Origin of the sequence: Streptomyces sp. NPDC056161 (genome assembly GCF_042268025.1) — a bacterium.
Taxonomy (GTDB): domain Bacteria; phylum Actinomycetota; class Actinomycetes; order Streptomycetales; family Streptomycetaceae; genus Streptomyces.
Map to the genome: position 1 here is coordinate 1 of NZ_JBHJUV010000033.1, position 21,726 is coordinate 21,726.

Sequence of the window (21,726 nt, forward strand, 5' to 3'; positions counted from 1 at the left end):
GTGGCGGGCAACCGCCGGCCTGCGGCTGCCCACCACGACCGCCCCGCCCGCCTACCCCAGCGCCGACTTCACCGCGTCGGCCAGCCGGCCGGCCACGGTCCGGGCCTGTTCGATGTCCGCCGCCTCGACCATCACCCGCACCAGCGGCTCGGTGCCCGAGGGACGCAGCAGTACCCGTCCGGTGGACCCCAGCTCCCGTTCCGCCTCGGCGACCGCGGCGGCCAGGTCGGCGGAGGTCCGCACCCGGGCCTTGTCCACGTCCCGCACGTTGATCAGGACCTGGGGCAGCCGCTCCATGACCGACGCGAGATCCCGCAGCGTACGGCCGGTCTCGGCGACCCGCGCGGCCAGCAGCAGCCCGGTCAGCGTGCCGTCGCCGGTGGTGGCGTGGTCGAGGATGATGACGTGCCCGGACTGCTCGCCGCCGAGGGCGTAGCCGTGCTCCTTCATCTCCTCCAGGACGTAGCGGTCGCCGACCGCGGTCTGCACGAGGTGGATGCCCTCGCGCTCCATCGCCAGCTTGAAGCCCAGATTCGACATCACGGTCGCGACGACGGTGTCGGAGCGCAGCGCGGAACGCTCCCGCATCGCCAGCGCGAGCACGGACAGGATCTGGTCGCCGTCGACCTCTTCGCCGGTGTGGTCCACGGCCAGACAGCGGTCGGCGTCGCCGTCGTGCGCGATGCCGAGGTCGGCGCCGTGCGCGACGACCGCGGCCTTCAGCTGGTCCAGGTGGGTGGAGCCGCACCCCTCGTTGATGTTGAGCCCGTCGGGCTCGGCGCCGATGGTGACGATCTGCGCCCCGGCCCGCGAGAACGCCTCGGGCGACACCGCGGCGGCGGCGCCGTGCGCCTCGTCGAGGACGATCTTCAGCCCGTCGAGCCGGTTCGGCAGCGCGCCGAGCAGATGGGTGACGTACTGGTCGAACCCCTCGTCGTAGGTCCGCACCCGCCCCACGCCGGCGCCGGTGGGCCGGTCCCAGGGAGCACCCGTGCGGTGGTCCTCGTAGACGCCCTCGATCCGGTCCTCCAGCTCGTCGGCCAGTTTGTGGCCGCCGCGGGCGAAGAACTTGACACCGTTGTCCGGCATCGGGTTGTGGCTTGCGGAGAGCATGACACCCAGATCGGCTCCGAGGGCGCCGGTCAGAAAGGCGACCGCGGGCGTCGGCAGCACACCGACCCGCAGCACGTCCACACCCGCGCTCGCCAGCCCCGCGACGACCGCGGCCTCCAGGAACTCCCCGGACGCACGCGGATCCCGCCCGACCACGGCCGTCGGCTTGTGGCCCTCGAAGGTGCCCGCCTCGGCCAGTACGTGCGCCGCGGCGACGGAGAGGCCGAGCGCCATCTCGGCCGTCAGATCCGCGCCTGCGACACCGCGCACGCCGTCCGTGCCGAAGAGTCGTCCCACTTGTCCTCCTGAGGAAACGTCAGTTACGGAAGCCGCGGAGGCATGCGATGGTTCGATGCCCGTTCGGTCGGCTCCGCATCCCAGGCGCCGCGCACCTGGACATCCGATCACACAAGCCTTTGAGCGTCTTGTGCCGTTATACGCCTTTGGATCGCGATAGACGAACGCCCCGGTGGCACTGTGGCGTGCCGCCGGGGCGTTCGGAGTACGTGCAGGCAGCTGTGTTTAGCGCTTGCTGTACTGCGGGGCCTTGCGGGCCTTCTTCAGACCGGCCTTCTTGCGCTCGACCGCACGGTCGTCACGACGCAGGAAGCCGGCCTTCTTCAGCGGGCCGCGGTTGTTGTCGACGTCCGCCTCGTTCAGCGCACGGGCGACACCGAGACGCAGCGCACCGGCCTGGCCGGAGACACCGCCACCCGCGATGCGGGCGACCACGTCGTAACGGCCGTCCAGCTCCAGAACCTTGAACGGCTCGTTGACTTCCTGCTGGTGCACCTTGTTGGGGAAGTAGTCCTCAAGGGTGCGGCCGTTGATCTTCCACTTGCCGGAGCCCGGAACGATCCGGACCCGGGCAATGGCGTTCTTGCGGCGACCCAGGCCGGCGGCCGGCTGCGGCTCGCCGAAGCGGGAGGCCATGGACTCCGAGGTGTACTCACCCTCGACGGGGACCTCGGACTCGGTGGTGTAGCTGTCGATGTCAAGCTCTTCGAGCGGCTGCTCGGCAGTGGTCTCGGCCACGATTCTCCTCAGATTCTCTTCGGTCTTAGGGGGTGTGGCCGGACTTACTGCGCGACCTGGGTGATCTCGAACGGCACCGGCTGCTGAGCGGCGTGCGGGTGCTGGTCACCCTTGTAGACCTTCAGCTTCGTGAGCATCTGACGGCCCAGGGAGTTCTTGGGGAGCATGCCCTTGACGGCCTTCTCGATGGCCTTCTCCGGGTGCTTGTCGAGCAGCTCGTCGTACCGGACCGAGCGCAGACCGCCCGGGTAGCCGGAGTGGCGGTACGCCATCTTCTGGGTCCGCTTGTTGCCGGAGAGGTGCACCTTGTCCGCGTTGATGATGATGACGAAGTCACCAGTGTCGACGTGGGGGGCGTAGATCGGCTTGTGCTTGCCCCGGAGGAGGGTGGCGGCGGTGGTGGCCAGACGGCCCAGGACGACGTCCTGAGCGTCGATGACGTGCCACTGACGCGTCACATCGCCGGGCTTGGGGCTGTACGTACGCACGGTTCGTAGCCTTCGCTTCTCAGTGAATGGTCCTGACAAGGTCACCGAAGACGATCACGACAGCCCTGACCGCACTGCGGTGACGCAAACCGCGTGCTGGTCGCTGGTCATCGGCCCGGTGGACCGGTGTAAGGGCCCGTCCCGTGAGAATGAGCAAGCCAATACACAACGAAGAAGCAGAATACCGGGGTGCCCCGTACGGGTCAAAACGAGTGGCCTCCGACACTCGGCGCCGCAGGATGCTCCACCCTGCACCGATAGGTCCACTATGGCCCGTCGTAGCGAACCGCCGGGCCGTCCCGTCCCCGTCTAGGATGCGCCCCATGAGTTATGGGCAGGGGGGACCCCAGTCCGGTTGGGATCCCTGGAAACCGCATTCTCAGCAGGGCGGGAACAGCGACAGCGGCCAGACCCCGGACTGGGCCGCGCTGGCGGAGGCGTCGGAGGCCCGGAACAAGCGGCGCAGGCTGCTGTTCATCGGCGGTGGCGCGCTCGCCACCGTGGCGGTCGGCGCGGCCGTCGCCCTCGCCGTGGTCTCCGCGGGCGGCAGCGACGACACCGCGGGCGGGCCCTCCGACCTGCCGGCCAGCGCCTCCCTGCCGAGCGGCTCCGACGCGGCGGTGCCGTCGTTTGCGCCCACCACCGCGCCGCCGCCGCTGGACCCGAAGGACTTCATATCCAGCGCGCGGAAGGACACCGCGCCGCTCAGCGCCGCGACCCTCTTCCCGGGCGCCCAGCTGACCACGGGCGGGACCGTCTACCGCAAGGGCGCCACCGCCGACACCACGAACTGCACCTCGGCGGCCGGCGGCACCCTCCCCAAGGTCCTCACCGCCAACCACTGCACCCGACTGCTGCGCGCCACCTACACGAAGGACGACATCGCGGTCACCGTCGGTGTCGCCGTCTTCGAGACCGAGGCCGAGGCCGGCCGGGCCAAGAGCCAGGCCGACACGAAGAGCATCGTGAAGTCCCTCACGGGCAACGGCGTCAAGACCTTCTGCGACGCGGCGATCTGCCGCTCGACGACCAACTCCTACGGCCGTTACGCCTACTTCACGATCACCGGCTTCACCGACGGCAAGGACGTGACGACCAAGGACACCGCGGTCTTCACCACCGGGGACAACCTGGCGGCGTTCGCGTTCGGCCAGATCCGCCGGCGGGGCGAGGCCCAGGCGTCGGCGGCGGCCGGCCAGTAGGAACGCTCAGCAGCACCCCGCCGTCGGCAGCGAGCGCTTGTTGCGCGCCTCCTTGCTGCGCGCGGCCAGCAGCCCGTCGGCGGGGTAGCCGACCTCCTCCAGGGTCAGCCCGTGCGGCCGCACCACGTGCACCGCCGAGTCCCGCACGCCCGCCGTCAGCACCTTGCCCGGCCAGTCCGCGTCCCGGTGCCCGTCCCCCACGAACAGCAGCGCCCCGATCAGCGACCGCACCATGTTGTGGCAGAAGGCGTCGGCCCGCACCGTCGCGGTGATGATCCCGTCGGCCCCGCGCACCAGGCTCAGCTCCTGGAGCGTACGGATCGTGGTCGCGCCCTCGCGCTTCTTGCAGTAGGCGGCGAAGTCGTGCTCCCCCAGCAACCGCCGCGCGGCCTCGTTCATGGCGGCCACGTCCAGCGGCCAGTCGTGCCACAGGACGTGCCCCCGCAGCAACGGGTCGACACCGCCCGGCGCGTCGGTCACGCGGTAGGCGTAGCGCCGCCAGATCGCCGAGAAACGGGCGTCGAAGCCCGCGGGGGCCTCGGTCAGCCGCCAGATCCGCACGTCCTTGGCCAACCGCCCCGCCAGCCGCTTCAGCAGCTTCTCCCGGTGCTCCGCCCACAGCCCCACGGGCAGGTCCACGTGCGCCACCTGACCGCGGGCGTGCACGCCCGCGTCCGTGCGCCCGGCCACCGTCAGCTCGTACGTCGTCCCCCCGGACCGCGTGACGGTCCGCAGGGCGTCCTCGATCTCCCCCTGCACGGTCCGCCTGCCGCCGGCCTGCTTCGCCCAGCCGTGGAAGCCCGTGCCGTCGTACGACAGGTCGAGCCGGACCCGGACGAAACCAGGCTCAACTTCGCCACTCACCCCTGGATCCTCTCAAGTACCTGAAAGCGGGCCCGCCCCAGAAAAGGAACGGGCCCGCTCATGCGCCCCGAAGGGCGCGGGAACTGCGCGAGCAACCACGACGCTGCTCCGGTCGAAGGTCGGCCTTACGCCTCCTTCGACTCCTCCGCCTCCGGCTGAGCGTCCTCGACGGCCTCGTCGGACTTGGCCTCGACGGCCTCGTCCTTCTTGAGGGCGTCTTCCTTGACCGCACGCTTGGTGGCGGCCTCCGCCTCACCGGTCGCCTGCTGCGCGACGGTCAGTGCCTCGACCAGCTCGATGACGGCCATGGGCGCGTTGTCGCCACGACGGTTACCGATCTTGGTGATGCGCGTGTAACCGCCGGGACGGTTCTCGTAGCGCGGGCCGATCTCGGTGAACAGCGTGTGGACGATGCCCTTGTCCGTGATGACCTGGAGCACCTGGCGACGGTTGTGCAGGTCGCCCTTCTTCGCCTTGGTGACCAGACGCTCGGCGTAGGGCCGCAGCCGGCGGGCCTTCGCCTCGGTGGTGGTGATACGGCCGTGCTCGAACAGCTGCTTCGCGAGGTTCGCGAGGAGCAGCTTCTCGTGCGCGGCGCTGCCGCCCAGACGGGCACCCTTGGTGGGCTTCGGCATGGTTCTTCTCCTGTGGTGTCTGCCCCGGCCGTGTCAGGTACCGGGGTCAGTATCCGAGCGGGCGGTTGCCCGTCGGAGATCCGGGGCGTCCCCGAAGGGGCGCCCCGGAAAGGGCGCGGGCGGTGTCACGGTGTGACTCCGTCGCGTGGGCGCGATCAAGCGCAACGCACCCGCACCCGAGTACGGACCGCAAGGCCCGAACTCTCAGTACTGCTCGGTCTCCACGAAACCGGCGTCGGCGTCGTCGTCGGCGCCGAACGCGTCCGCGGCGGCGGTCGGGTCGAATCCGGGCGGGCTGTCCTTGAGCGCCAGACCCATCCCGGCCAGCTTCGCCTTGACCTCGTCGATCGACTTCGCACCGAAGTTGCGGATGTCGAGGAGGTCCGCCTCGGAGCGCGCGACCAGCTCACCCACGGAGTGGATGCCCTCACGCTTGAGGCAGTTGTACGACCGAACGGTGAGCTCCAGCTCCTCGATCGGCAGGGCGAGGTCAGCGGCCAGGGCGGCGTCCGTCGGGGACGGGCCCATGTCGATGCCCTCGGCGTCGATGTTCAGCTCACGGGCCAGACCGAACAGCTCGACCAGGGTCTTGCCGGCCGACGCCATGGCGTCACGGGGACGCATGGCCTGCTTGGTCTCGACGTCGACGATCAGCTTGTCGAAGTCGGTGCGCTGCTCGACACGGGTGGCCTCGACCTTGTACGTGACCTTGAGCACCGGGCTGTAGATCGAGTCGACCGGGATACGGCCGATCTCCTGGCCCACCTGCTTGTTCTGCACGGCGGAGACATAGCCGCGACCGCGCTCGACGGTCAGCTCCATCTCCAGCTTGCCCTTGCCGTTGAGCGTGGCGAGGACCAGGTCGGGGTTGTGCACCTCGACACCGGCCGGGGGCGCGATGTCGGCGGCGGTGACCAGACCCGGGCCCTGCTTGCGCAGGTACATCACGACCGGCTCGTCGTGCTCCGAGGAGACGACCAGCTGCTTGATGTTGAGGATCAGGTCGGTGACGTCCTCCTTGACGCCCGGCACGGTGGTGAACTCGTGCAGGACGCCGTCGATGCGGATGCTGGTGACAGCGGCACCGGGGATCGACGACAGGAGGGTGCGGCGGAGGGAGTTGCCGAGGGTGTAGCCGAAGCCCGGCTCCAGCGGCTCGATCACGAACCGGGAGCGGAACTCGTCGACGACCTCTTCGGTCAACGAGGGACGCTGAGCGATCAGCATGTGTGGATCAGATCCTTCTTTCGTGGACGCCCGCTATTTGACGCCCGACGGATCCGTGCCGCTCGCACGGCACGGGGTACTGCAAGGGTACGGGCGGTACGACCCGAAGGGGAGGTACCGCCCGCAACCACAGCCCGCGCGACGCGTCAGACGCGGCGGCGCTTGGGCGGACGGCAGCCGTTGTGCGGGGTCGGGGTGACGTCCTGGATGGAGCCGACCTCAAGGCCCGTGGCCTGAAGGGAGCGGATCGCGGTCTCGCGGCCGGAACCCGGGCCCTTCACGAACACGTCGACCTTGCGCATGCCGTGCTCCTGGGCGCGGCGGGCAGCCGACTCGGCGGCCATCTGCGCGGCGAACGGCGTGGACTTCCGGGAGCCCTTGAAGCCGACGTGGCCGGCGGAGGCCCAGGAGATCACGTTGCCGGACGGGTCCGTGATCGAGACGATCGTGTTGTTGAACGTGCTCTTGATGTGCGCGTGGCCGTGAGCGACGTTCTTCTTTTCCTTGCGGCGCACCTTCTTGGCGGCGCCCTGACGACCCTTGGGGGGCATCTACTAACTCCTACGGGAGGTGGTCGGTCCTACAGCGAAGACCGTGGACAGGTGTCCGCTGCGGACTACTTCTTGCCCGGCTTCTTCTTGCCGGCGATGGCGCGACGCGGGCCCTTGCGGGTGCGGGCGTTGGTGCTGGTGCGCTGGCCGCGAACGGGCAGACCGCGACGGTGACGGAGACCCTGGTAGCACCCGATCTCCACCTTGCGGCGGATGTCGGCCTGGATCTCACGACGGAGGTCACCCTCGGTCTTGATGTTGCTGTCGACGTACTCGCGGATCGCGACGAGCTGCTCCTCGGAGAGGTCGCGGACGCGGGTGTTCGGGTCGACGCCGGTCGCAGCCAGCGTCTCCTGCGAGAGAGTCCGGCCGATGCCGAACACGTAGGTCAGGGCGACCTCCACGCGCTTTTCGCGCGGGATGTCAACACCGGAAACGCGTGCCATTCAATGGCTCCAGTTGCTTGTCGGAGGTCTTCCACAGGACCGGATCCCAGCCGCCGTACCAGGTACGAACTGGGTCCCCGGCCTCCGAGCCGGGGGTGTCGGAAACCCGTGCGAGGTTGTCCGGGTCCTGCGTATGAACATATTCAGCTTGCGTCGCGCGAAGCCCTGCGTGATGCAGAGGTGCGGTCCTGTGTCAGCCCTGGCGCTGCTTGTGGCGCGGGTTGTCGCAGATCACCATGACCCGACCGTGACGGCGGATCACCCTGCACTTGTCGCAGATCTTCTTGACGCTCGGCTTGACCTTCATGGGATGTGAGGTTCTCCGGGTCAGTGCCATCGCCCCGGCAGAACCGGGGCGCGGGCAAGATCTACTTGTATCGGTAGACGATCCGGCCACGCGTCAGGTCGTACGGAGACAGCTCCACCACGACCCGGTCGTCAGGGAGGATGCGGATGTAGTGCATACGCATCTTGCCGCTGATGTGTGCCAGGACCTGGTGGCCGTTCTGGAGCTCGACCTTGAACATGGCGTTCGGAAGAGACTCGACGACAGTGCCCTCGATCTCGATGGCACCCTGCTTCTTGGCCACGCTTCGCCCTTCGAATCGACTACCTTGATCGACTCCCACGCGTCCCTTCACGGGCGCATGCGGACATGCGGGTGCACGAGAGCCGACGCGTCAGTCTACGCCAGTGCACCCGGAAAGACGAATCGGGAAAGTCTGCCCCGGACCGGAGATCGTTATGCGAGCGGGTCGGGAGCAGCCGTGACGCCGAACTCCGCCAGCTTGGCCCGGCCGCCGTCGGGAGCGGTCAGCACCAGCGGTCCCTGCTCGGTCAGCGCGACGGAGTGCTCCCAGTGGGCGGACCAGGTGCCGTCGGTGGTGATCACCGTCCAGTTGTCCTGGAGCACCTCCGTCTTCGGGGTGCCCAGGGAGACCATCGGCTCGATCGCCAGGCAGAAGCCGGGCACCAGCTTGGGGCCCTTGCCGCGCTTGCGGTCGACGTAGTTCAGCAGGTGCGGGTCCATGTGCATCTCGGTGCCGATGCCGTGGCCGCCGTAGTCCTCGATGATCCCGTACCGGCCGCCGCCGGGCCTCGGCTGGCGGCGGATGTAGGTCTCGATGGCCCGGGAGACGTCGACGAGCCGACTGCCAGGCTTCATCGCCGCGATCCCGGCCCACATGGACTCCGCCGTCACCCGGGACAGCTCCACCAGCTCCGGAGCGTGACCGGAGCCCACGAAGGCCGTGTAGGCGGCGTCGCCGTGCCAGCCGTCCACGATCGCGCCGCAGTCGATGGAGATGATGTCGCCGTCCTTGAGGACGACCTCGTCCGACGGGATGCCGTGGACGACGACCTCGTTCACCGAGGTGCAGATGGTGGCGGGGAAACCGCCGTACCCGAGGAAGTTCGGTGTCGCGTTGTGCTCGGCGAGCACCTTGCGGGCGACCTCGTCCAGGTCCTTGGTGCTGGCGCCGGGGACGGCGGCCTCGCGGGTGGCCGCGTGGATCGCGGCGACGACCAGCCCCGCCGCACGCATCTTGGCGATCTGCTCGGGGGTCTTGATCTGCACCATGGGGGCCTGCGCTCTCCGTCACTCGCTCGGTCGGTCAGTACACGTATTTCAACAACAGTACGGCCGCGGTGCCCTGGGGTCCCCCGGACGGAATCCGGGGGAGGGCAACCGCGGCCGGTACGACGCCCGAGAACTAGTTCTCGGCGCCCTCGTCACGCTTCAGCGCCTCCAGCGCCCGCTGTGTGATCACGTCCACCGGGCCCAGGGCCGAGATCGTCACGACCAGGCCCTGCGTCTTGTAGTAGTCGATGATCGGCTCGGTCTGCGTGTGATAGACCTCCAGCCGGGTGCGGACGGTCTCCTCGGAGTCGTCGTCGCGCTGGTACAGCTCGCCGCCGCAGATGTCGCAGACACCCTCCTGCTTCGGCGGGCTGTAGGTCACGTGGAAGACGTGCTCCGACTTGTTGCGACAGGTGCGACGGCCGGCGATCCGCTTGACCACCTCGTCCTCGGGGACTTCGAGGTCGAGCACCGCGTCCAGCTTGACGCCCTCGTTCTCCAGCAGTTCGTCCAGCGCCCCGGCCTGGGAGACGTTCCGCGGGAAGCCGTCCAGCAGGAAGCCGTTCTCGGCGTCCGCCTGCTCCATGCGGTCCTTGGCCATCGCGATGGTCACCTCGTCGGGGACCAGGTTTCCGGCGTCCATGTAGGACTTCGCGAGTTTCCCCAGCTCCGTCTGGCGGCTGATGTTGGCCCGGAACAGGTCGCCCGTGGAGATGTGCGGGACGCCCAGTTTCCCGGCAAGCCGCACGGCCTGCGTTCCCTTACCAGCGCCCGGCGGCCCGACGAGGACGATTCGCATCAGCGGAGGAACCCTTCGTAATTGCGCTGCTGGAGCTGGCTCTCGATCTGCTTCACCGTTTCCAGACCCACACCCACGATGATCAGGATGCTGGTGCCACCGAACGGGAAGTTCTGGCTTGCCCCAAAGCCAACCAACGCCATCGTCGGTACGAGAGCGATCAGGCCCAGATACAGCGAACCCGGCCAGGTGATCCGGTTGAGCACGTACGAGAGGTACTCAGCGGTCGGTCGGCCAGCCCGGATGCCCGGGATGAAGCCACCATACTTCTTCATGTTGTCGGCGACTTCCTCGGGGTTGAAGGAGATCGCCACGTAGAAGAACGCGAAGAAAACGATGAGCAAGAAGTAAAGGGTGATGTAGATCGGGTGGTCACCCTTGGTGAGGTTCGTGGTGATCCACTGCTTCCAGCCGGAGTTGCCCCCGGCGAACTGCGCGATCAGGGCCGGGATGTAGAGCAGCGAGGACGCGAAGATGACGGGGATGACACCCGCCTGGTTCACCTTCAACGGGATGTAGGTGGACGTACCGCCGTACGAACGACGGCCGATCATGCGCTTCGCGTACTGCACGGGGATACGGCGCTGGGCCTGCTCGACGAAGACGACGAGCGCGACCATGACCAGGCCGACCAGGATGACGGTCCCGAACTCGATCCAGCCGCCGGCCAGGGTGCCCTGCTTCTTGATCGCCCACAGCGCGGACGGGAAGGTCGCGGCGATCGAGATGAACATCAGGATCGACATGCCGTTGCCGATGCCGCGGTCGGTGATCAGCTCACCGAGCCACATCACGACGGCCGTGCCCGCGGTCATGCAGATGACCATGGTGATGGTCGTGAAGATCGCCTGGTCGGGGACGATGCCCGACGCGACGGTGCAGCCGGAGAACAGGGCGCCGCTGCGGGCGGTGGCCACCAGACCGGTGCCCTGGAGGATCGCCAGCGCCACCGTCAGGTACCGGGTGTACTGCGTGATCTTCGCCGTACCGGACTGGCCCTCCTTCTTGAGGGCCTCCAGGCGCGGGATGACCACGGTCAGCAGCTGAAGGATGATGCTCGCCGTGATGTACGGCATGATGCCGAGGGCGAAGACGGTGATCTGCAGCAGCGCGCCGCCGCTGAACATGTTGACGAGACCGAAGAGGCCCTGGTTTCCGGATGCCTCTTTCACGCACTGCTGGACGGCCTGGTAGTTGACGCCGGGGATCGGGATGTGGGTACCGACCCGGTAGACCACGATGATGCCCAGCGTGAAGAGCAGCTTCTTGCGCAGGTCGGGCGTCCTGAACGCCCGGGCGAACGCGGTGAGCACGGTGCCTCCTGCGACCCCCCGCGCGACTGCGTCAAGGGTGACGGTCTTGAAGTTCGACGAATTCGACAAGTACGTAACGGCCAACTGCCGATCAGAGTGCCCCATGAGCAGCACCTGATGTAAGTGGGCAGTGCAGGCCACCTTACCGGCGAGACTGCCCCCCTTGGAACGACCAACCGGGGATACCCCATTTGTGGGGTATCCCCGGTCGGGATCGTTCAGGTCATCGAGACGTCCGAAAGAGTCAGACGAGCTCGGTGACGGTGCCGCCGGCGGCGGTGATCTTCTCCTTGGCGGAACCGGAGACGGCGTCGACCGTCACCTGGAGCGCCACCGAGATCTCACCCTGGCCCAGCACCTTGACCAGGCTGTTCTTGCGAACGGCGCCCTTGGTCACCAGACCCTCGACCGTGACCTCGCCACCCTCGGGGTAGAGCTCGGCCAGCTTGTCGAGGTTCACGACCTGGTACTCGGTCCTGAACGGGTTCTTGAAGCCCTTCAGCTTCGGGAGGCGCATGTGGAGCGGCATCTGGCCGCCCTCGAAGCGCTCCGGAACCTGGTAGCGGGCCTTCGTGCCCTTCGTACCACGACCGGCCGTCTTGCCCTTCGACGCCTCACCACGACCGACACGGGTCTTGGCGGTCTTGGCGCCCGGGGCCGGACGGAGGTTGTGGATCTTGAGCGGGTTCTGCTCCGCCATGATCAGTCGACCTCCTCGACCGACACGAGGTGGCGGACGGTGTGCACCATGCCGCGGAACTCGGGGCGGTCCTCCTTGACGACCACGGTGTTGATCCCCTTGAGACCAAGCGACCGCAGGGTGTCACGGTGGTTCTGCTTGCTGCCGATGTAGGACTTGACCTGCGTGATCTTCAGCTGAGCCATCACGCACCCGCCCCGGCGCGCGCACGCAGCAGGGCCGCGGGGGCGACGTCCTCCAGGGGCAGACCACGGCGGGCCGCGATCTCCTCGGGGCGCTGCAGGCCCTTCAGGGCCTCCACGGTCGCGTGCACGATGTTGATCGCGTTGTCGGAGCCGAGCGACTTCGACAGCACGTCGTGGATACCGGCGCACTCCAGGACGGCACGCACGGGACCACCGGCGATCACACCGGTACCCGGCGAAGCCGGCTTGAGGAGGACGACACCGGCAGCCTTCTCACCCTGGATCGGGTGCGGGATGGTGCCCTGGATCCGGGGGACCTTGAAGAAGTGCTTCTTGGCCTCCTCCACACCCTTGGCGATGGCGGCCGGCACCTCCTTGGCCTTGCCGTAACCGACACCCACGGTGCCGTCACCGTCGCCCACCACGACCAGCGCGGTGAAGCTGAAGCGACGGCCACCCTTCACAACCTTGGCGACGCGGTTGATCGCGACGACGCGCTCGACGTACGCGGTCTTCTCGGCGGCGGCTGCGCCGCCGTCACGGCCCTTACGCTCCCGCCGCTCGCCGCCACCGGCACCGCCACCGCGGCGCTGGGGTCCAGCCATTGGATTACCTCTCTCTGTTTCCGCTAGCTCGGAAGCGACTCAGAACTTGAGCCCGGCCTCGCGGGCGGCGTCCGCCAGAGCGGCGATGCGCCCGGCGTACTGGTTGCCACCGCGGTCGAACACGACATCCTCGACACCGGCGGCCTTGGCACGCTCGGCGACCAGGGCGCCGACCTGCTTGGCCTGCGCGGACTTGTCGCCCTCGCCGCCGCGGATCGACGTGTCCAGGGTGGACGCCGACGCCAGGGTGTGGCCCTTCAGGTCGTCGATGACCTGCGCCACGATGTGACGGTTGGAGCGGGTCACGACCAGACGGGGACGCTCCGCCGTACCCGAGATCCGCTTGCGGATCCGGATGTGACGGCGCTTGATCGCGGCGCGCTTGTAGGCGTCGCCCTTGAGGATCTTCTGCCCGTATGCCATGGCTTACTTACCCGCCTTTCCGACCTTGCGGCGGATGACTTCGCCCTCAAGCTTGATGCCCTTGGCCTTGTACGGGTCCGGCTTGCGCAGCTTGCGGATGTTGGCCGCGACCTCGCCGACCTTCTGCTTGTCGATGCCCTCGACCGAGAAGCGGGTCGGGCTCTCCACCTTGAAGGTGATGCCCTCGGGGGCCTCGACGATGACCGGGTGGCTGTAACCGAGAGCGAACTCCAGGTTCGAACCCTTGGCGGTCACGCGGTAACCGACACCGCTGATTTCGAGCTTCTTCACGTAACCCTGGGTCACGCCGGTGATCATGTTCGCCACCAGCGTGCGGGACAGGCCGTGCAGGGCCTTGTTCTGACGCTCGTCGTTGGGGCGGCTCACCTTCAGGGTGCCGTCCTCGCCCTTGACGATCTCGATCGGCGACGCGACGGTGTGGGTCAGCGAGCCCTTGGGGCCCTTGACCGAGACCTCGCGGCCGTCGATGGTGACGTCCACGCCGGCGGGAACCGCGATGGGGAGCTTGCCGATGCGCGACATAGCTGTTTCCTCCGTTCCCTTCTGCTACCAGACGTAGGCGAGGACTTCCCCACCCACGCCCTTCTTGCCGGCCTGCTTGTCGGTGAGGAGCCCGTGCGACGTGGAGATGATCGCCACACCCAGGCCGCCGAGCACCTTCGGCAGGTTGGTGGACTTCGCGTACACCCGGAGACCGGGCTTGGAGATCCGCTTGATGCCCGCGATGGAGCGCTCACGGTTCGGGCCGAACTTCAGCTCAAGGACGAGGTTCTTGCCGACCTCGGCGTCCTCGACCTTCCAGCCCGTGATGAAGCCCTCCTGCTGGAGGATCTCCGCGATGTGCGACTTGATCTTGGAATGCGGCATCCCCACCGAGTCGTGGTACGCCGAGTTCGCGTTCCGCAGACGTGTCAGCATGTCTGCGATCGGATCAGTCATGGTCATGAATTGGCCTTCGGCCTCTCTCGCCGGGGTTTCCTGGTGCGCCGTCCCTCTCCCCGATCCGAGACGGGGCAGGTGCGGTGCGGTGGACCTACGGCGTAGTAAGTCGTCTGGGCGGAAGTCAGGCGCCCAACCCTCCAAGCCTAAGCCATGGAGCGGAGGGCACCTGACACGCCCACTGCTTACCGAGAGCCTGGCGAATTCCGATCCAGCCCGTCGGCCCGGCGAACCGCCCCTGAAGGACGGTGGTCGGGCGACGGGTGAGCCGGAACTACCAGGAGCTCTTGGTCACGCCCGGCAGCTCACCACGGTGGGCCATCTCACGAAGGCACACGCGGCAGAGGCCGAACTTGCGGTACACGGAGTGCGGACGGCCGCAGCGCTGGCAGCGGGTGTACGCACGCACACCGAACTTGGGCTTGCGAGCAGCCTTGGCAATCAGAGCCTTCTTCGCCATCTCGCTCACGCCTCCTTGAACGGGAAGCCGAGGTGACGAAGGAGCGCGCGGCCCTCAGCGTCGTTGGTCGCCGTGGTGACCACGGTGATGTCCATACCCCGGGTGCGGTCGATCTTGTCCTGGTCGATCTCGTGGAACATGACCTGCTCGGTGAGACCGAAGGTGTAGTTGCCACGGCCGTCGAACTGCTTGGGAGACAGACCGCGGAAGTCGCGGATGCGCGGCAGCGCGAGCGACAGGGTGCGGTCCAGGAACTCCCACATGCGGTCGCCACGGAGCGTGACGTGGGCACCGATCGGCTGGCCCTCACGCAGCTTGAACTGCGCGATGGACTTACGGGCCTTGGTGACGGCCGGCTTCTGACCGGTGATCGTGGTGAGGTCGCGGATGGCGCCCTCGATCAGCTTGGAGTCGCGGGCGGCGTCGCCCACACCCATGTTGACCACGATCTTGACGAGGCCCGGGATCTGCATGACGTTCTCGTACTTGAACTCGTCACGCAGCTTGCCGGAGATCTCGTCGCGGTACTTCGTCTTCAGACGCGGAGCGGTGGTGGTAGCCATCAGATGTCCTCACCCGTCCGCTTGGCAACGCGGATCTTGTTGCCCTCTTCGTCGAAGCGGTAGCCGACACGCGTGACGACCTTCTTGCCGTCCTTCTCCACGACCAGCTGGACGTTGGAGACGTGGACCGGCGCTTCGGTGGTCACGATGCCACCGGCCTGCGAGCCGCTGGCCGTCGGACCGGCCTTGGTGTGCTTCTTGACCCGGTTGACACCCTCGACCAGGACGCGGTCCTCGCGCGGGAAAGCGGCAATGACCTTGCCCTGCTTGCCCTTGTCCTTGCCGGTGATGACCTGAACCAGGTCGCCCTTCTTGATCTTCATGCTCACAGCACCTCCGGCGCGAGGGAGATGATCTTCATGAACCTCTTCTCGCGCAGCTCACGGCCGACGGGGCCGAAGATGCGGGTGCCACGAGGGTCGCCGTCGTTCTTCAGAATGACGGCGGCGTTCTCGTCGAAGCGGATGTACGAGCCGTCCGGACGGCGGCGCTCCTTGACGGTGCGAACGATGACCGCCTTGACGACGTCACCCTTCTTCACGTTGCCGCCGGGGATCGCGTCCTTGACGGTGGCGACGATGACGTCACCGATGCCCGCGTAGCGACGGCCGGAGCCACCGAGTACACGGATGCAAAGAATCTCCTTCGCACCCGTGTTGTCGGCGACACGCAGCCGCGACTCCTGCTGGATCACGTCTATCTCCTGTGTGTCTGCCGGTTCCCGGCGAGAGGCGCGAACGCGTCACGCCTCTCGCCGAGCCTGGCGGAACTGTCCTGCGAGGCAACTGCCCCGCAGGAATAACTACTTGGCCTTTTCGAGGATCTCGACGATGCGCCAGTGCTTGGTGGCGGACAGCTTCCGGGTCTCCATGAGGAGGACGCGGTCGCCGACGCCGGCAGCGTTCTGCTCGTCGTGCGCCTTGAGCTTGTTGGTACGGCGGATGACCTTGCCGTACAGCGCGTGCTTCACACGGTCCTCGACGGCGACGACGACGGTCTTGTCCATCTTGTCGCTGACGACCAGACCCTCGCGGGTCTTGCGGGCGTTGCGCTCGCCGCTGTTGGTTGCAGTCTCAGTCACGTTGCTCTCGCTCATCAGGCGCTCTCCACCGTTTCGATGCCCAGCTCACGCTCGCGCATCAGGGTGTAGATCCGCGCGATGTCCTTGCGGACCGCCTTCAGACGGCCGTGGTTTTCGAGCTGACCCGTCGCCGCCTGGAAACGGAGGTTGAACAGCTCTTCCTTGGCCTCGCGGAGCTTGTCCAGCAGCTCCTCGTTGCCCAGCTCGCGCAGCTCGGACGCCTTGGTGCCGACCGACATCACGCTTCACCTGCCTCGCGCTTGACGATCCGGCACTTCATCGGCAGCTTGTGGGCCGCGCGCAGCAGCGCCTCACGGGCGATCTTCTCGTTGGGGTACGACAGCTCGAACATCACGCGTCCGGGCTTGACGTTGGCGATCCACCACTCCGGAGAACCCTTACCGGAACCCATGCGGGTCTCGGCCGGCTTCTTCGTCAGCGGACGGTCCGGATAGATGTTGATCCAGACCTTGCCGCCACGCTTGATGTGGCGGGTCATGGCGATACGAGCCGCCTCGATCTGGCGGTTCGTGACGTACGCCGGGGTCAGTGCCTGGATGCCGTACTCGCCGAACGCAACCTGGGTACCGCCCTTGGCAGCGCCGGAGCGCTTCGGGTGGTGCTGCTTGCGGTGCTTGACCCTACGGGGGATCAGCATGTCGGTCAGGCCTCCGTTCCGCCAGAAGAAGAGGACGCGGCCTCAGCCGGAGCGGCCGCCGGGGTCGCCTCGGCCTTGGGGGCCTCGGCGCCGCCGGCCTGCTGCGGCTTGCGACCGCGCCGCTCGCCGCCACGGCCACCACGGGCCGGACGGTCGCCTGCGCCACCACCGCGGGCCGGGCGGTTGCCCGCACGGACGGCGGCGTTCTCGGCGCGGACCTCGGCGATGTTCTTGACGTCGCCCTTGTAGATCCAGACCTTCACGCCGATGCGGCCGAAGGTCGTCTTGGCCTCGAAGAAGCCGTAGTCCACGTTCGCGCGGAGCGTGTGCAGCGGCACCCGGCCCTCGCGGTAGAACTCCGAGCGGGACATCTCGGCGCCGCCGAGACGGCCACCGCACTGGATCTTGATGCCCTTGGCGCCCGCCTTCATCGCCGACTGCATGCTCTTGCGCATGGCGCGGCGGAAGGAGACGCGGGAGGACAGCTGCTCGGCGACGGCCTGGGCCACCAGCTGAGCGTCCGTCTCCGGGTTCTTGACCTCAAGGATGTTCAGCTGGACCTGCTTGCCGGTCAGCTTCTCCAGGTCACCGCGGATGCGGTCGGCCTCGGCGCCGCGGCGGCCGATGACGATGCCCGGACGCGCGGTGTGGATGTCCACGCGGACGCGGTCACGGGTGCGCTCGATCTCGACCTTGGAGATGCCGGCGCGCTCCATGCCGGACGTCATCATCCGACGGATGGCGACGTCTTCCTTGACGTAGTCCTTGTACAGCTTGTCGGCGTACCAGCGCGACTTGAAGTCAGTGGTGACACCGAGTCGGAACCCATGCGGGTTTACCTTCTGACCCATTACCGGGTTCCTTCCTTGCTGCTGACGACCACGGTGATGTGGCTGGTCCGCTTGCGGATCCGGTAGGCACGGCCCTGGGCGCGCGGCCGGAACCGCTTCAGGGTCGGGCCCTCGTCGACGTACGCCTCGGAGATGAACAGCGAGTCGGCGTCGGAGTGGTCGTAGTTGTGCGCGGCGTTGGCGATGGCGCTGTCGAGCACCTTGCCGACCGGCACGGAGGCTGCCTGCGGAGCGAATCGCAGAACAGCCTGGGCCTCCGTGGCGTCCATGCCACGGATGAGGTCCACCACACGGCGGGCCTTCATGGGCGTGACGCGGATGTACCGCGCCTGGGCCCTGGCTTCCATGGTTGTCCCTTCAGTTTCTTACGTGTCTGTTGCGATCCGCGCCCTAGCGGCGCTTCGACTTCCGGTCGTCCTTGACGTGACCCCGGAAGGTGCGGGTCGGCGAGAACTCGCCGAGCTTGTGGCCGACCATCGACTCGGTGACGAACACCGGGATGTGGGTCTTGCCGTTGTGCACCGCGATCGTGTGGCCCAGCATGTCCGGGACGATCATCGAGCGACGGGACCAGGTCTTGATGACGTTCTTGGTGCCGGCTTCGTTCTGGGCATCCACCTTCTTGATCAGGTGGAGGTCGACGAAGGGCCCCTTCTTCAGGCTACGAGGCATCTCAACCCGTCCTTAGCGCTTCTTGTTCGTCTTGCGGCGGCGGACGATGTACTTGTTGCTCGCCTTCTTGGGAGAACGAGTACGGCCTTCCTTCTTGCCCCACGGGGACACGGGGTGGCGGCCACCGGAGGTACGGCCCTCACCACCACCGTGCGGGTGGTCGACCGGGTTCATGACCACACCACGGACGGTCGGGCGGACGCCCAGCCACCGCTTGCGGCCTGCCTTGCCCCAGTTGATGTTGGACTGCTCGGCGTTGCCGACCTCGCCGACGGTGGCGCGGCAGCGGACGTCGACCAGCCGGATCTCACCGGACGGCATGCGCAGGTGGGCCATGGAGCCCTCCTTCGCGAGCAGCTGCACGGAGGCGCCGGCGGAGCGGGCGAACTTCGCGCCGCCGCCCGGACGCAGCTCGATGGCGTGCAGGGTGGTACCGACCGGGATGTTGCGCAGGGCGAGGTTGTTGCCCGGCTTGATGTCGGCCCCGGGGCCGTTCTCGACGCGGTCGCCCTGGACCAGGCCGCGCGGCGCGAGGATGTAGCGCTTCTCGCCGTCGGCGTAGTGCAGCAGCGCGATGCGCGCGGTGCGGTTGGGGTCGTACTCGATGTGCGCGACCTTCGCCGGCACGCCGTCCTTGTCGTGCCGACGGAAGTCGATCACGCGGTAGGCGCGCTTGTGGCCACCGCCCTGGTGGCGGACGGTCACACGACCGGAGTTGTTACGGCCACCCTTGCTGTGCAGGGGGCGAACCAGCGACTTCTCCGGCGTGGACCGCGTGACCTCGACGAAGTCGGCGACGCTGGCGCCACGACGGCCAGGAGTCGTCGGCTTGTACTTGCGGATTCCCATTGTCTCTCAGTCCTCGGAAGTATTTCCGAAATCTGGACGATCCCGACCGCTTACGCGGTCGGACCGCCGAAGATGTCGATGCGGTCGCCCTCGGCAAGGGTCACGATCGCGCGCTTGGTGGCCGCGCGCTGGCCGAAGCCGGTGCGGGTCCGCTTGCGCTTGCCCTGGCGGTTGATCGTGTTGACCCCGGTGACCTTGACGTCGAAGACCGCCTGGACGGCCTGCTTGATCTGGGTCTTGTTGGCCCGCGGGTCGACGACGAACGTGTACTTGTTCTCGTCGAGCAGCGCGTAGCTCTTCTCCGACACGACCGGCTTCAGCAGCACGTCACGGGGGTCCGTGTACGCCTTGCTGGCCGGGGTGACGACGGTGTTCTTGCCCTCGGCGGCGTGGCGGCGCGCCTTGGCGACGCGCGCGGCCTTGGCGGCCTTGGCCGCCTTCGAGGCGATAGAGGGGTGACGGGTGGCCATCAGACCTCGCTCCCTTCGGTGTCGGTGGCCTTGTTCGGGCCGGCGACGAAGGACTCGAAAGCGGCCTGGGTGAAGACCACGTCGTCCGAGACGAGAACGTCGTACGTGTTCAGCTGGCCCGGCTCCAGGATGTGGACCTGGGGCAGGTTGCGGGCGGAGAGCCAGGCGGCCTCGTCCGAGCGCTCGATGACCAGGAGCAGGTTCTTGCGCTCGCTGATCTTGCCGAACAGGCTCTTGGCGGACTTGGTGCTGGGGGTCTCGCCCTCGGTCACGCCGGAGACGACGTGGATGCGGTTGTGGCGGGCCCGGTCGGTGAGGGCGTGGCGCAGGGCCGCGGCCTTCATCTTCTTCGGGGTCCGCTGCGAGTAGTCACGCGGCACGGGACCGTGCACGACGCCACCACCGGCGAACTGCGGCGCGCGGGTCGAACCCTGGCGGGCGCGGCCGGTGCCCTTCTGGCGGTACGGCTTCTTGCCACCACCACGGACCTCGCCACGCGTCTTCGTCTTGTGCGTGCCCTGGCGGGCAGCCGCCAACTGCGCGACGACGACCTGGTGGATCAGCGGGATGCTGACCTTCTCGACGTCGAAGATCTCCGCGGGGAGCTCGACGGAGCCGGCCTTCTCGCCCGCCGGCGAAAGGATGTCAATGTTCATCGGGGTGCTCATGGTTAACCTCAGGCCCCCTTGGCCGCGGTGCGGACCAGGACGAGGCCGCCGTTCGGACCGGGAACCGCGCCCTTGATGAGCAGCAGACCCTTCTCCGCGTCAACGGCGTGGACGGTCAGGTTCTGGGTGGTGACCCGCTCGTTGCCCATGCGGCCCGCCATGCGCAGGCCCTTGAACACACGGCCGGGGGTGGCGCAGCCACCGATGGAACCGGGCGAGCGGTGCTTGCGCTGGGTACCGTGCCCGGCGCCGAGGCCACGGAAGTTGTGGCGCTTCATGACGCCGGCGAAGCCCTTGCCCTTGCTCTTGCCGGTGACGTCGACCTTGACGCCGGCCTCGAACACCTCGGCGGTGACTTCCTGGCCCAGCGTGTACTCGGAGGCGTCCGCCGTGCGGATCTCGACGAGGTGACGACGCGGGGTGACGTCGGCCTTGGCGAAGTGACCCTTGAGGGGCTTGTTCACCTTGCGCGGGTCGATCTCGCCGAAGGCGAGCTGGACGGACTCGTAGCCGTCGGCGTCATTGGTACGGACCTGGGTCACGACATTGGGTCCGGCCTTGACGACGGTGACCGGGACGACACGGTTGTTCTCGTCCCACACCTGCGTCATGCCGAGCTTCTCGCCCAGGATGCCCTTGATCTGCTTAGCCATTCTCAGATCACCGGCCTCAGAGCTTGATCTCGATGTCGACACCGGCCGGGAGGTCGAGTCGCATCAGAGAGTCAACGGTCTTGGGGGTCGGGTCGAGGATGTCGATCAGGCGCTTGTGCGTGCGCATCTCGAAGTGCTCGCGCGAGTCCTTGTACTTGTGCGGCGACTTGATGACGCAGTACACGTTCTTCTCAGTGGGCAGCGGCACCGGGCCCGCGACCGACGCACCAGTACGGGTCACCGTCTCGACGATCTTCTTCGCCGAGGAGTCGATGACCTCGTGGTCGTAGGCCTTGAGCCGGATGCGGATCTTCTGTCCCGCCATGGCTACTCAGTAGTCCTGTCTCTTCTCACGCTCTGGAACCCGGCGTCCCCTTGCCCCTCTCCGACCCACGCGGTCGGGCGTGTCGCAGCCCCGCTGACACAGATGCCCCTTGTTCGAACATCCCTGCGGGGAATGCACACGGCCCTACCGGAACCGCAGACCGGGGACGGAAGGCCCACCGGGCGCCTGGTCGGTGCCGCGCCGACACTTCCCGGAAGATTCCCGTACGTCCAACCCACATGGGGTTGACGAGTACTGTGGGACTCGCTTCCGGTCCTCCCGGCGGGAGGCGCGCAGCATCAACACTCGACCGAGCAACTCGGACAGTCTGCCACAGGCGGCGGGGGGCTG

Annotated in this window: 35 protein-coding genes; 1 reads left to right on the forward strand and 34 read right to left on the reverse strand. The window is 67.6% G+C overall.

The window, feature by feature from the left end:
* Positions 1-51 precede the first annotated feature (51 nt).
* The 3 genes from glmM to rplM form a co-directional block, all read right to left on the reverse strand.
* Positions 52-1,410 carry a phosphoglucosamine mutase gene (gene glmM / locus ACFC09_RS27510; RefSeq protein WP_376533018.1) on the reverse strand — a complete coding sequence of 453 codons (1,359 nt, stop codon included), beginning with the start codon at positions 1,408-1,410 and terminating at the stop codon, positions 52-54.
* A 225-nt stretch (positions 1,411-1,635) separates the two neighbouring features.
* Positions 1,636-2,148 (reverse strand): 30S ribosomal protein S9, encoded by a 513-nt coding sequence (gene rpsI, locus ACFC09_RS27515; RefSeq protein WP_376533019.1) that lies wholly within the window; start codon positions 2,146-2,148, stop codon positions 1,636-1,638.
* Positions 2,149-2,192: 44 nt separating this feature from the next.
* Positions 2,193-2,636 carry a 50S ribosomal protein L13 gene (gene rplM / locus ACFC09_RS27520; RefSeq protein WP_376533020.1) on the reverse strand — a complete coding sequence of 148 codons (444 nt, stop codon included), beginning with the start codon at positions 2,634-2,636 and terminating at the stop codon, positions 2,193-2,195.
* A gap of 323 nt (positions 2,637-2,959) precedes the next feature.
* Between rplM and ACFC09_RS27525 the strand changes: the two genes are divergently transcribed.
* Positions 2,960-3,838: a hypothetical protein gene (locus ACFC09_RS27525; RefSeq protein WP_376533021.1), complete on the forward strand. Its 879-nt coding sequence runs from the start codon at positions 2,960-2,962 to the stop codon at positions 3,836-3,838.
* Positions 3,839-3,844: 6 nt separating this feature from the next.
* On the opposite strand, the gene truA is transcribed toward ACFC09_RS27525, so the two are convergent.
* The 31 genes from truA to rpsJ all read right to left on the reverse strand — a co-directional run bounded on the left by truA (position 3,845) and on the right by rpsJ (position 21,375).
* The gene (gene truA / locus ACFC09_RS27530; RefSeq protein ID WP_376533022.1) at positions 3,845-4,702 is read right to left on the reverse strand and encodes a tRNA pseudouridine(38-40) synthase TruA; all 858 of its coding nucleotides are present in this window, start codon (positions 4,700-4,702) and stop codon (positions 3,845-3,847) included.
* A gap of 125 nt (positions 4,703-4,827) precedes the next feature.
* Positions 4,828-5,337: a 50S ribosomal protein L17 gene (gene rplQ, locus ACFC09_RS27535; protein ID WP_376533023.1), complete on the reverse strand. Its 510-nt coding sequence runs from the start codon at positions 5,335-5,337 to the stop codon at positions 4,828-4,830.
* 204 nt (positions 5,338-5,541) lie between these two features.
* Complete coding sequence (locus ACFC09_RS27540; protein WP_003966937.1) at positions 5,542-6,564, reverse strand: DNA-directed RNA polymerase subunit alpha; 1,023 nt, start codon at positions 6,562-6,564, stop codon at positions 5,542-5,544.
* A gap of 146 nt (positions 6,565-6,710) precedes the next feature.
* Positions 6,711-7,115, reverse strand: coding sequence for a 30S ribosomal protein S11 (rpsK, locus tag ACFC09_RS27545; RefSeq protein ID WP_003956432.1), 405 nt, complete (start codon positions 7,113-7,115; stop codon positions 6,711-6,713).
* 65 nt (positions 7,116-7,180) lie between these two features.
* Positions 7,181-7,561 carry a 30S ribosomal protein S13 gene (gene rpsM / locus ACFC09_RS27550; RefSeq protein ID WP_018543922.1) on the reverse strand — a complete coding sequence of 127 codons (381 nt, stop codon included), beginning with the start codon at positions 7,559-7,561 and terminating at the stop codon, positions 7,181-7,183.
* Positions 7,562-7,754: 193 nt separating this feature from the next.
* A complete protein-coding gene (gene rpmJ / locus ACFC09_RS27555) occupies positions 7,755-7,868 on the reverse strand; it encodes a 50S ribosomal protein L36 (RefSeq protein ID WP_003974245.1) in 114 nt (37 codons plus the stop codon).
* A 61-nt stretch (positions 7,869-7,929) separates the two neighbouring features.
* Positions 7,930-8,151, reverse strand: a complete 222-nt coding sequence (infA, locus tag ACFC09_RS27560) for a translation initiation factor IF-1 (protein ID WP_003948620.1) — start codon at positions 8,149-8,151, stop codon at positions 7,930-7,932.
* Between the two features lie 152 nt (positions 8,152-8,303).
* The gene (map, locus tag ACFC09_RS27565) at positions 8,304-9,140 is read right to left on the reverse strand and encodes a type I methionyl aminopeptidase (RefSeq protein WP_376533024.1); all 837 of its coding nucleotides are present in this window, start codon (positions 9,138-9,140) and stop codon (positions 8,304-8,306) included.
* Between the two features lie 133 nt (positions 9,141-9,273).
* Entirely contained in the window at positions 9,274-9,939 is a 666-nt protein-coding gene (locus tag ACFC09_RS27570) for an adenylate kinase (RefSeq protein ID WP_376533025.1), read from the reverse strand.
* Positions 9,939-11,252 (reverse strand): preprotein translocase subunit SecY, encoded by a 1,314-nt coding sequence (gene secY, locus ACFC09_RS27575; RefSeq protein WP_376533026.1) that lies wholly within the window; start codon positions 11,250-11,252, stop codon positions 9,939-9,941. The genes ACFC09_RS27570 and secY overlap by 1 nt, the downstream gene beginning before the upstream one ends.
* A 244-nt stretch (positions 11,253-11,496) precedes the next feature.
* On the reverse strand, positions 11,497-11,952 hold the full coding sequence (rplO, locus tag ACFC09_RS27580; protein WP_376533027.1) for a 50S ribosomal protein L15: 456 nt from the start codon (positions 11,950-11,952) through the stop codon (positions 11,497-11,499).
* Between the two features lie 2 nt (positions 11,953-11,954).
* Positions 11,955-12,137 (reverse strand): 50S ribosomal protein L30, encoded by a 183-nt coding sequence (rpmD, locus tag ACFC09_RS27585; protein WP_039656212.1) that lies wholly within the window; start codon positions 12,135-12,137, stop codon positions 11,955-11,957.
* On the reverse strand, positions 12,137-12,742 hold the full coding sequence (gene rpsE / locus ACFC09_RS27590) for a 30S ribosomal protein S5 (protein WP_376533028.1): 606 nt from the start codon (positions 12,740-12,742) through the stop codon (positions 12,137-12,139). The genes rpmD and rpsE overlap by 1 nt, the downstream gene beginning before the upstream one ends.
* 39 nt (positions 12,743-12,781) lie before the next feature.
* Positions 12,782-13,165 carry a 50S ribosomal protein L18 gene (rplR, locus tag ACFC09_RS27595; RefSeq protein ID WP_376533029.1) on the reverse strand — a complete coding sequence of 128 codons (384 nt, stop codon included), beginning with the start codon at positions 13,163-13,165 and terminating at the stop codon, positions 12,782-12,784.
* A gap of 3 nt (positions 13,166-13,168) precedes the next feature.
* Positions 13,169-13,708 (reverse strand): 50S ribosomal protein L6, encoded by a 540-nt coding sequence (gene rplF / locus ACFC09_RS27600; protein ID WP_376533030.1) that lies wholly within the window; start codon positions 13,706-13,708, stop codon positions 13,169-13,171.
* Positions 13,709-13,732: 24 nt separating this feature from the next.
* Positions 13,733-14,131 carry a 30S ribosomal protein S8 gene (gene rpsH / locus ACFC09_RS27605; protein ID WP_043443042.1) on the reverse strand — a complete coding sequence of 133 codons (399 nt, stop codon included), beginning with the start codon at positions 14,129-14,131 and terminating at the stop codon, positions 13,733-13,735.
* A 268-nt stretch (positions 14,132-14,399) separates the two neighbouring features.
* A complete protein-coding gene (locus ACFC09_RS27610; protein ID WP_003956452.1) occupies positions 14,400-14,585 on the reverse strand; it encodes a type Z 30S ribosomal protein S14 in 186 nt (61 codons plus the stop codon).
* Positions 14,586-14,590: 5 nt separating this feature from the next.
* Complete coding sequence (gene rplE, locus ACFC09_RS27615) at positions 14,591-15,148, reverse strand: 50S ribosomal protein L5 (protein WP_376533031.1); 558 nt, start codon at positions 15,146-15,148, stop codon at positions 14,591-14,593.
* Positions 15,148-15,471 carry a 50S ribosomal protein L24 gene (gene rplX / locus ACFC09_RS27620; RefSeq protein ID WP_376533032.1) on the reverse strand — a complete coding sequence of 108 codons (324 nt, stop codon included), beginning with the start codon at positions 15,469-15,471 and terminating at the stop codon, positions 15,148-15,150. Before rplX ends, rplE begins: the two co-directional genes overlap by 1 nt.
* A gap of 2 nt (positions 15,472-15,473) precedes the next feature.
* Positions 15,474-15,842: a 50S ribosomal protein L14 gene (rplN, locus tag ACFC09_RS27625; protein ID WP_376533033.1), complete on the reverse strand. Its 369-nt coding sequence runs from the start codon at positions 15,840-15,842 to the stop codon at positions 15,474-15,476.
* A gap of 108 nt (positions 15,843-15,950) precedes the next feature.
* A complete protein-coding gene (gene rpsQ, locus ACFC09_RS27630; RefSeq protein WP_376533034.1) occupies positions 15,951-16,244 on the reverse strand; it encodes a 30S ribosomal protein S17 in 294 nt (97 codons plus the stop codon).
* Complete coding sequence (rpmC, locus tag ACFC09_RS27635; protein WP_359307254.1) at positions 16,244-16,468, reverse strand: 50S ribosomal protein L29; 225 nt, start codon at positions 16,466-16,468, stop codon at positions 16,244-16,246. Before rpmC ends, rpsQ begins: the two co-directional genes overlap by 1 nt.
* Positions 16,468-16,887 (reverse strand): 50S ribosomal protein L16, encoded by a 420-nt coding sequence (rplP, locus tag ACFC09_RS27640; RefSeq protein ID WP_143627890.1) that lies wholly within the window; start codon positions 16,885-16,887, stop codon positions 16,468-16,470. Before rplP ends, rpmC begins: the two co-directional genes overlap by 1 nt.
* A 5-nt stretch (positions 16,888-16,892) precedes the next feature.
* Positions 16,893-17,738 (reverse strand): 30S ribosomal protein S3, encoded by an 846-nt coding sequence (rpsC, locus tag ACFC09_RS27645; protein ID WP_376533035.1) that lies wholly within the window; start codon positions 17,736-17,738, stop codon positions 16,893-16,895.
* Positions 17,738-18,085 carry a 50S ribosomal protein L22 gene (gene rplV / locus ACFC09_RS27650; RefSeq protein WP_217787114.1) on the reverse strand — a complete coding sequence of 116 codons (348 nt, stop codon included), beginning with the start codon at positions 18,083-18,085 and terminating at the stop codon, positions 17,738-17,740. Before rplV ends, rpsC begins: the two co-directional genes overlap by 1 nt.
* Positions 18,086-18,128: 43 nt before the next feature.
* Positions 18,129-18,410, reverse strand: coding sequence for a 30S ribosomal protein S19 (gene rpsS, locus ACFC09_RS27655; RefSeq protein WP_376533036.1), 282 nt, complete (start codon positions 18,408-18,410; stop codon positions 18,129-18,131).
* Between the two features lie 12 nt (positions 18,411-18,422).
* A complete protein-coding gene (rplB, locus tag ACFC09_RS27660) occupies positions 18,423-19,259 on the reverse strand; it encodes a 50S ribosomal protein L2 (RefSeq protein ID WP_376533037.1) in 837 nt (278 codons plus the stop codon).
* Between the two features lie 50 nt (positions 19,260-19,309).
* The gene (gene rplW / locus ACFC09_RS27665) at positions 19,310-19,729 is read right to left on the reverse strand and encodes a 50S ribosomal protein L23 (protein WP_376533038.1); all 420 of its coding nucleotides are present in this window, start codon (positions 19,727-19,729) and stop codon (positions 19,310-19,312) included.
* The gene (gene rplD / locus ACFC09_RS27670; RefSeq protein WP_376533039.1) at positions 19,729-20,397 is read right to left on the reverse strand and encodes a 50S ribosomal protein L4; all 669 of its coding nucleotides are present in this window, start codon (positions 20,395-20,397) and stop codon (positions 19,729-19,731) included. The genes rplW and rplD overlap by 1 nt, the downstream gene beginning before the upstream one ends.
* An 8-nt stretch (positions 20,398-20,405) precedes the next feature.
* Positions 20,406-21,050 carry a 50S ribosomal protein L3 gene (rplC, locus tag ACFC09_RS27675; RefSeq protein ID WP_031477844.1) on the reverse strand — a complete coding sequence of 215 codons (645 nt, stop codon included), beginning with the start codon at positions 21,048-21,050 and terminating at the stop codon, positions 20,406-20,408.
* A gap of 16 nt (positions 21,051-21,066) precedes the next feature.
* The gene (gene rpsJ, locus ACFC09_RS27680) at positions 21,067-21,375 is read right to left on the reverse strand and encodes a 30S ribosomal protein S10 (protein ID WP_003948644.1); all 309 of its coding nucleotides are present in this window, start codon (positions 21,373-21,375) and stop codon (positions 21,067-21,069) included.
* Positions 21,376-21,726 lie beyond the last annotated feature (351 nt).

Excerpts from the sequence above, each read along its gene's own strand:
- rplB (WP_376533037.1), bottom strand. The coding sequence starts at position 19,259 with ATGGGAATCCGCAAGTACAAGCCGACGACTCCTGGCCGTCGTGGCGCC.
- rplC (WP_031477844.1), bottom strand. The coding sequence starts at position 21,050 with ATGGCTAAGCAGATCAAGGGCATCCTGGGCGAGAAGCTCGGCATGACG.
- ACFC09_RS27610 (WP_003956452.1), bottom strand. The coding sequence starts at position 14,585 with ATGGCGAAGAAGGCTCTGATTGCCAAGGCTGCTCGCAAGCCCAAGTTC.
- map (WP_376533024.1), bottom strand. The coding sequence starts at position 9,140 with ATGGTGCAGATCAAGACCCCCGAGCAGATCGCCAAGATGCGTGCGGCG.
- rpmD (WP_039656212.1), bottom strand. The coding sequence starts at position 12,137 with ATGGCTCAGCTGAAGATCACGCAGGTCAAGTCCTACATCGGCAGCAAG.
- rplQ (WP_376533023.1), bottom strand. The coding sequence starts at position 5,337 with ATGCCGAAGCCCACCAAGGGTGCCCGTCTGGGCGGCAGCGCCGCGCAC.
- rpmJ (WP_003974245.1), bottom strand. The coding sequence starts at position 7,868 with ATGAAGGTCAAGCCGAGCGTCAAGAAGATCTGCGACAAGTGCAGGGTG.
- rpsS (WP_376533036.1), bottom strand. The coding sequence starts at position 18,410 with ATGCCTCGTAGCCTGAAGAAGGGGCCCTTCGTCGACCTCCACCTGATC.
- rpsC (WP_376533035.1), bottom strand. The coding sequence starts at position 17,738 with ATGGGTCAGAAGGTAAACCCGCATGGGTTCCGACTCGGTGTCACCACT.
- rplX (WP_376533032.1), bottom strand. The coding sequence starts at position 15,471 with ATGAAGATCAAGAAGGGCGACCTGGTTCAGGTCATCACCGGCAAGGAC.
- rpsM (WP_018543922.1), bottom strand. The coding sequence starts at position 7,561 with ATGGCACGCGTTTCCGGTGTTGACATCCCGCGCGAAAAGCGCGTGGAG.
- rplF (WP_376533030.1), bottom strand. The coding sequence starts at position 13,708 with ATGTCGCGCATCGGCAAGCTCCCCATCGCGGTTCCCGCCGGCGTGGAC.
- rplE (WP_376533031.1), bottom strand. The coding sequence starts at position 15,148 with ATGGCTACCACCACCGCTCCGCGTCTGAAGACGAAGTACCGCGACGAG.
- rplV (WP_217787114.1), bottom strand. The coding sequence starts at position 18,085 with ATGGAAGCCAGGGCCCAGGCGCGGTACATCCGCGTCACGCCCATGAAG.
- rpsJ (WP_003948644.1), bottom strand. The coding sequence starts at position 21,375 with ATGGCGGGACAGAAGATCCGCATCCGGCTCAAGGCCTACGACCACGAG.
- rplR (WP_376533029.1), bottom strand. The coding sequence starts at position 13,165 with ATGGCATACGGGCAGAAGATCCTCAAGGGCGACGCCTACAAGCGCGCC.
- rplO (WP_376533027.1), bottom strand. The coding sequence starts at position 11,952 with ATGGCGGAGCAGAACCCGCTCAAGATCCACAACCTCCGTCCGGCCCCG.
- rplP (WP_143627890.1), bottom strand. The coding sequence starts at position 16,887 with ATGCTGATCCCCCGTAGGGTCAAGCACCGCAAGCAGCACCACCCGAAG.
- ACFC09_RS27540 (WP_003966937.1), bottom strand. The coding sequence starts at position 6,564 with ATGCTGATCGCTCAGCGTCCCTCGTTGACCGAAGAGGTCGTCGACGAG.
- ACFC09_RS27525 (WP_376533021.1), top strand. The coding sequence starts at position 2,960 with ATGAGTTATGGGCAGGGGGGACCCCAGTCCGGTTGGGATCCCTGGAAA.
- rpmC (WP_359307254.1), bottom strand. The coding sequence starts at position 16,468 with ATGTCGGTCGGCACCAAGGCGTCCGAGCTGCGCGAGCTGGGCAACGAG.
- rplD (WP_376533039.1), bottom strand. The coding sequence starts at position 20,397 with ATGAGCACCCCGATGAACATTGACATCCTTTCGCCGGCGGGCGAGAAG.
- rplW (WP_376533038.1), bottom strand. The coding sequence starts at position 19,729 with ATGGCCACCCGTCACCCCTCTATCGCCTCGAAGGCGGCCAAGGCCGCC.
- rpsE (WP_376533028.1), bottom strand. The coding sequence starts at position 12,742 with ATGGCTGGACCCCAGCGCCGCGGTGGCGGTGCCGGTGGCGGCGAGCGG.
- rpsQ (WP_376533034.1), bottom strand. The coding sequence starts at position 16,244 with ATGAGCGAGAGCAACGTGACTGAGACTGCAACCAACAGCGGCGAGCGC.
- rpsK (WP_003956432.1), bottom strand. The coding sequence starts at position 7,115 with ATGCCCCCCAAGGGTCGTCAGGGCGCCGCCAAGAAGGTGCGCCGCAAG.
- rpsH (WP_043443042.1), bottom strand. The coding sequence starts at position 14,131 with ATGACCATGACTGATCCGATCGCAGACATGCTGACACGTCTGCGGAAC.
- ACFC09_RS27570 (WP_376533025.1), bottom strand. The coding sequence starts at position 9,939 with ATGCGAATCGTCCTCGTCGGGCCGCCGGGCGCTGGTAAGGGAACGCAG.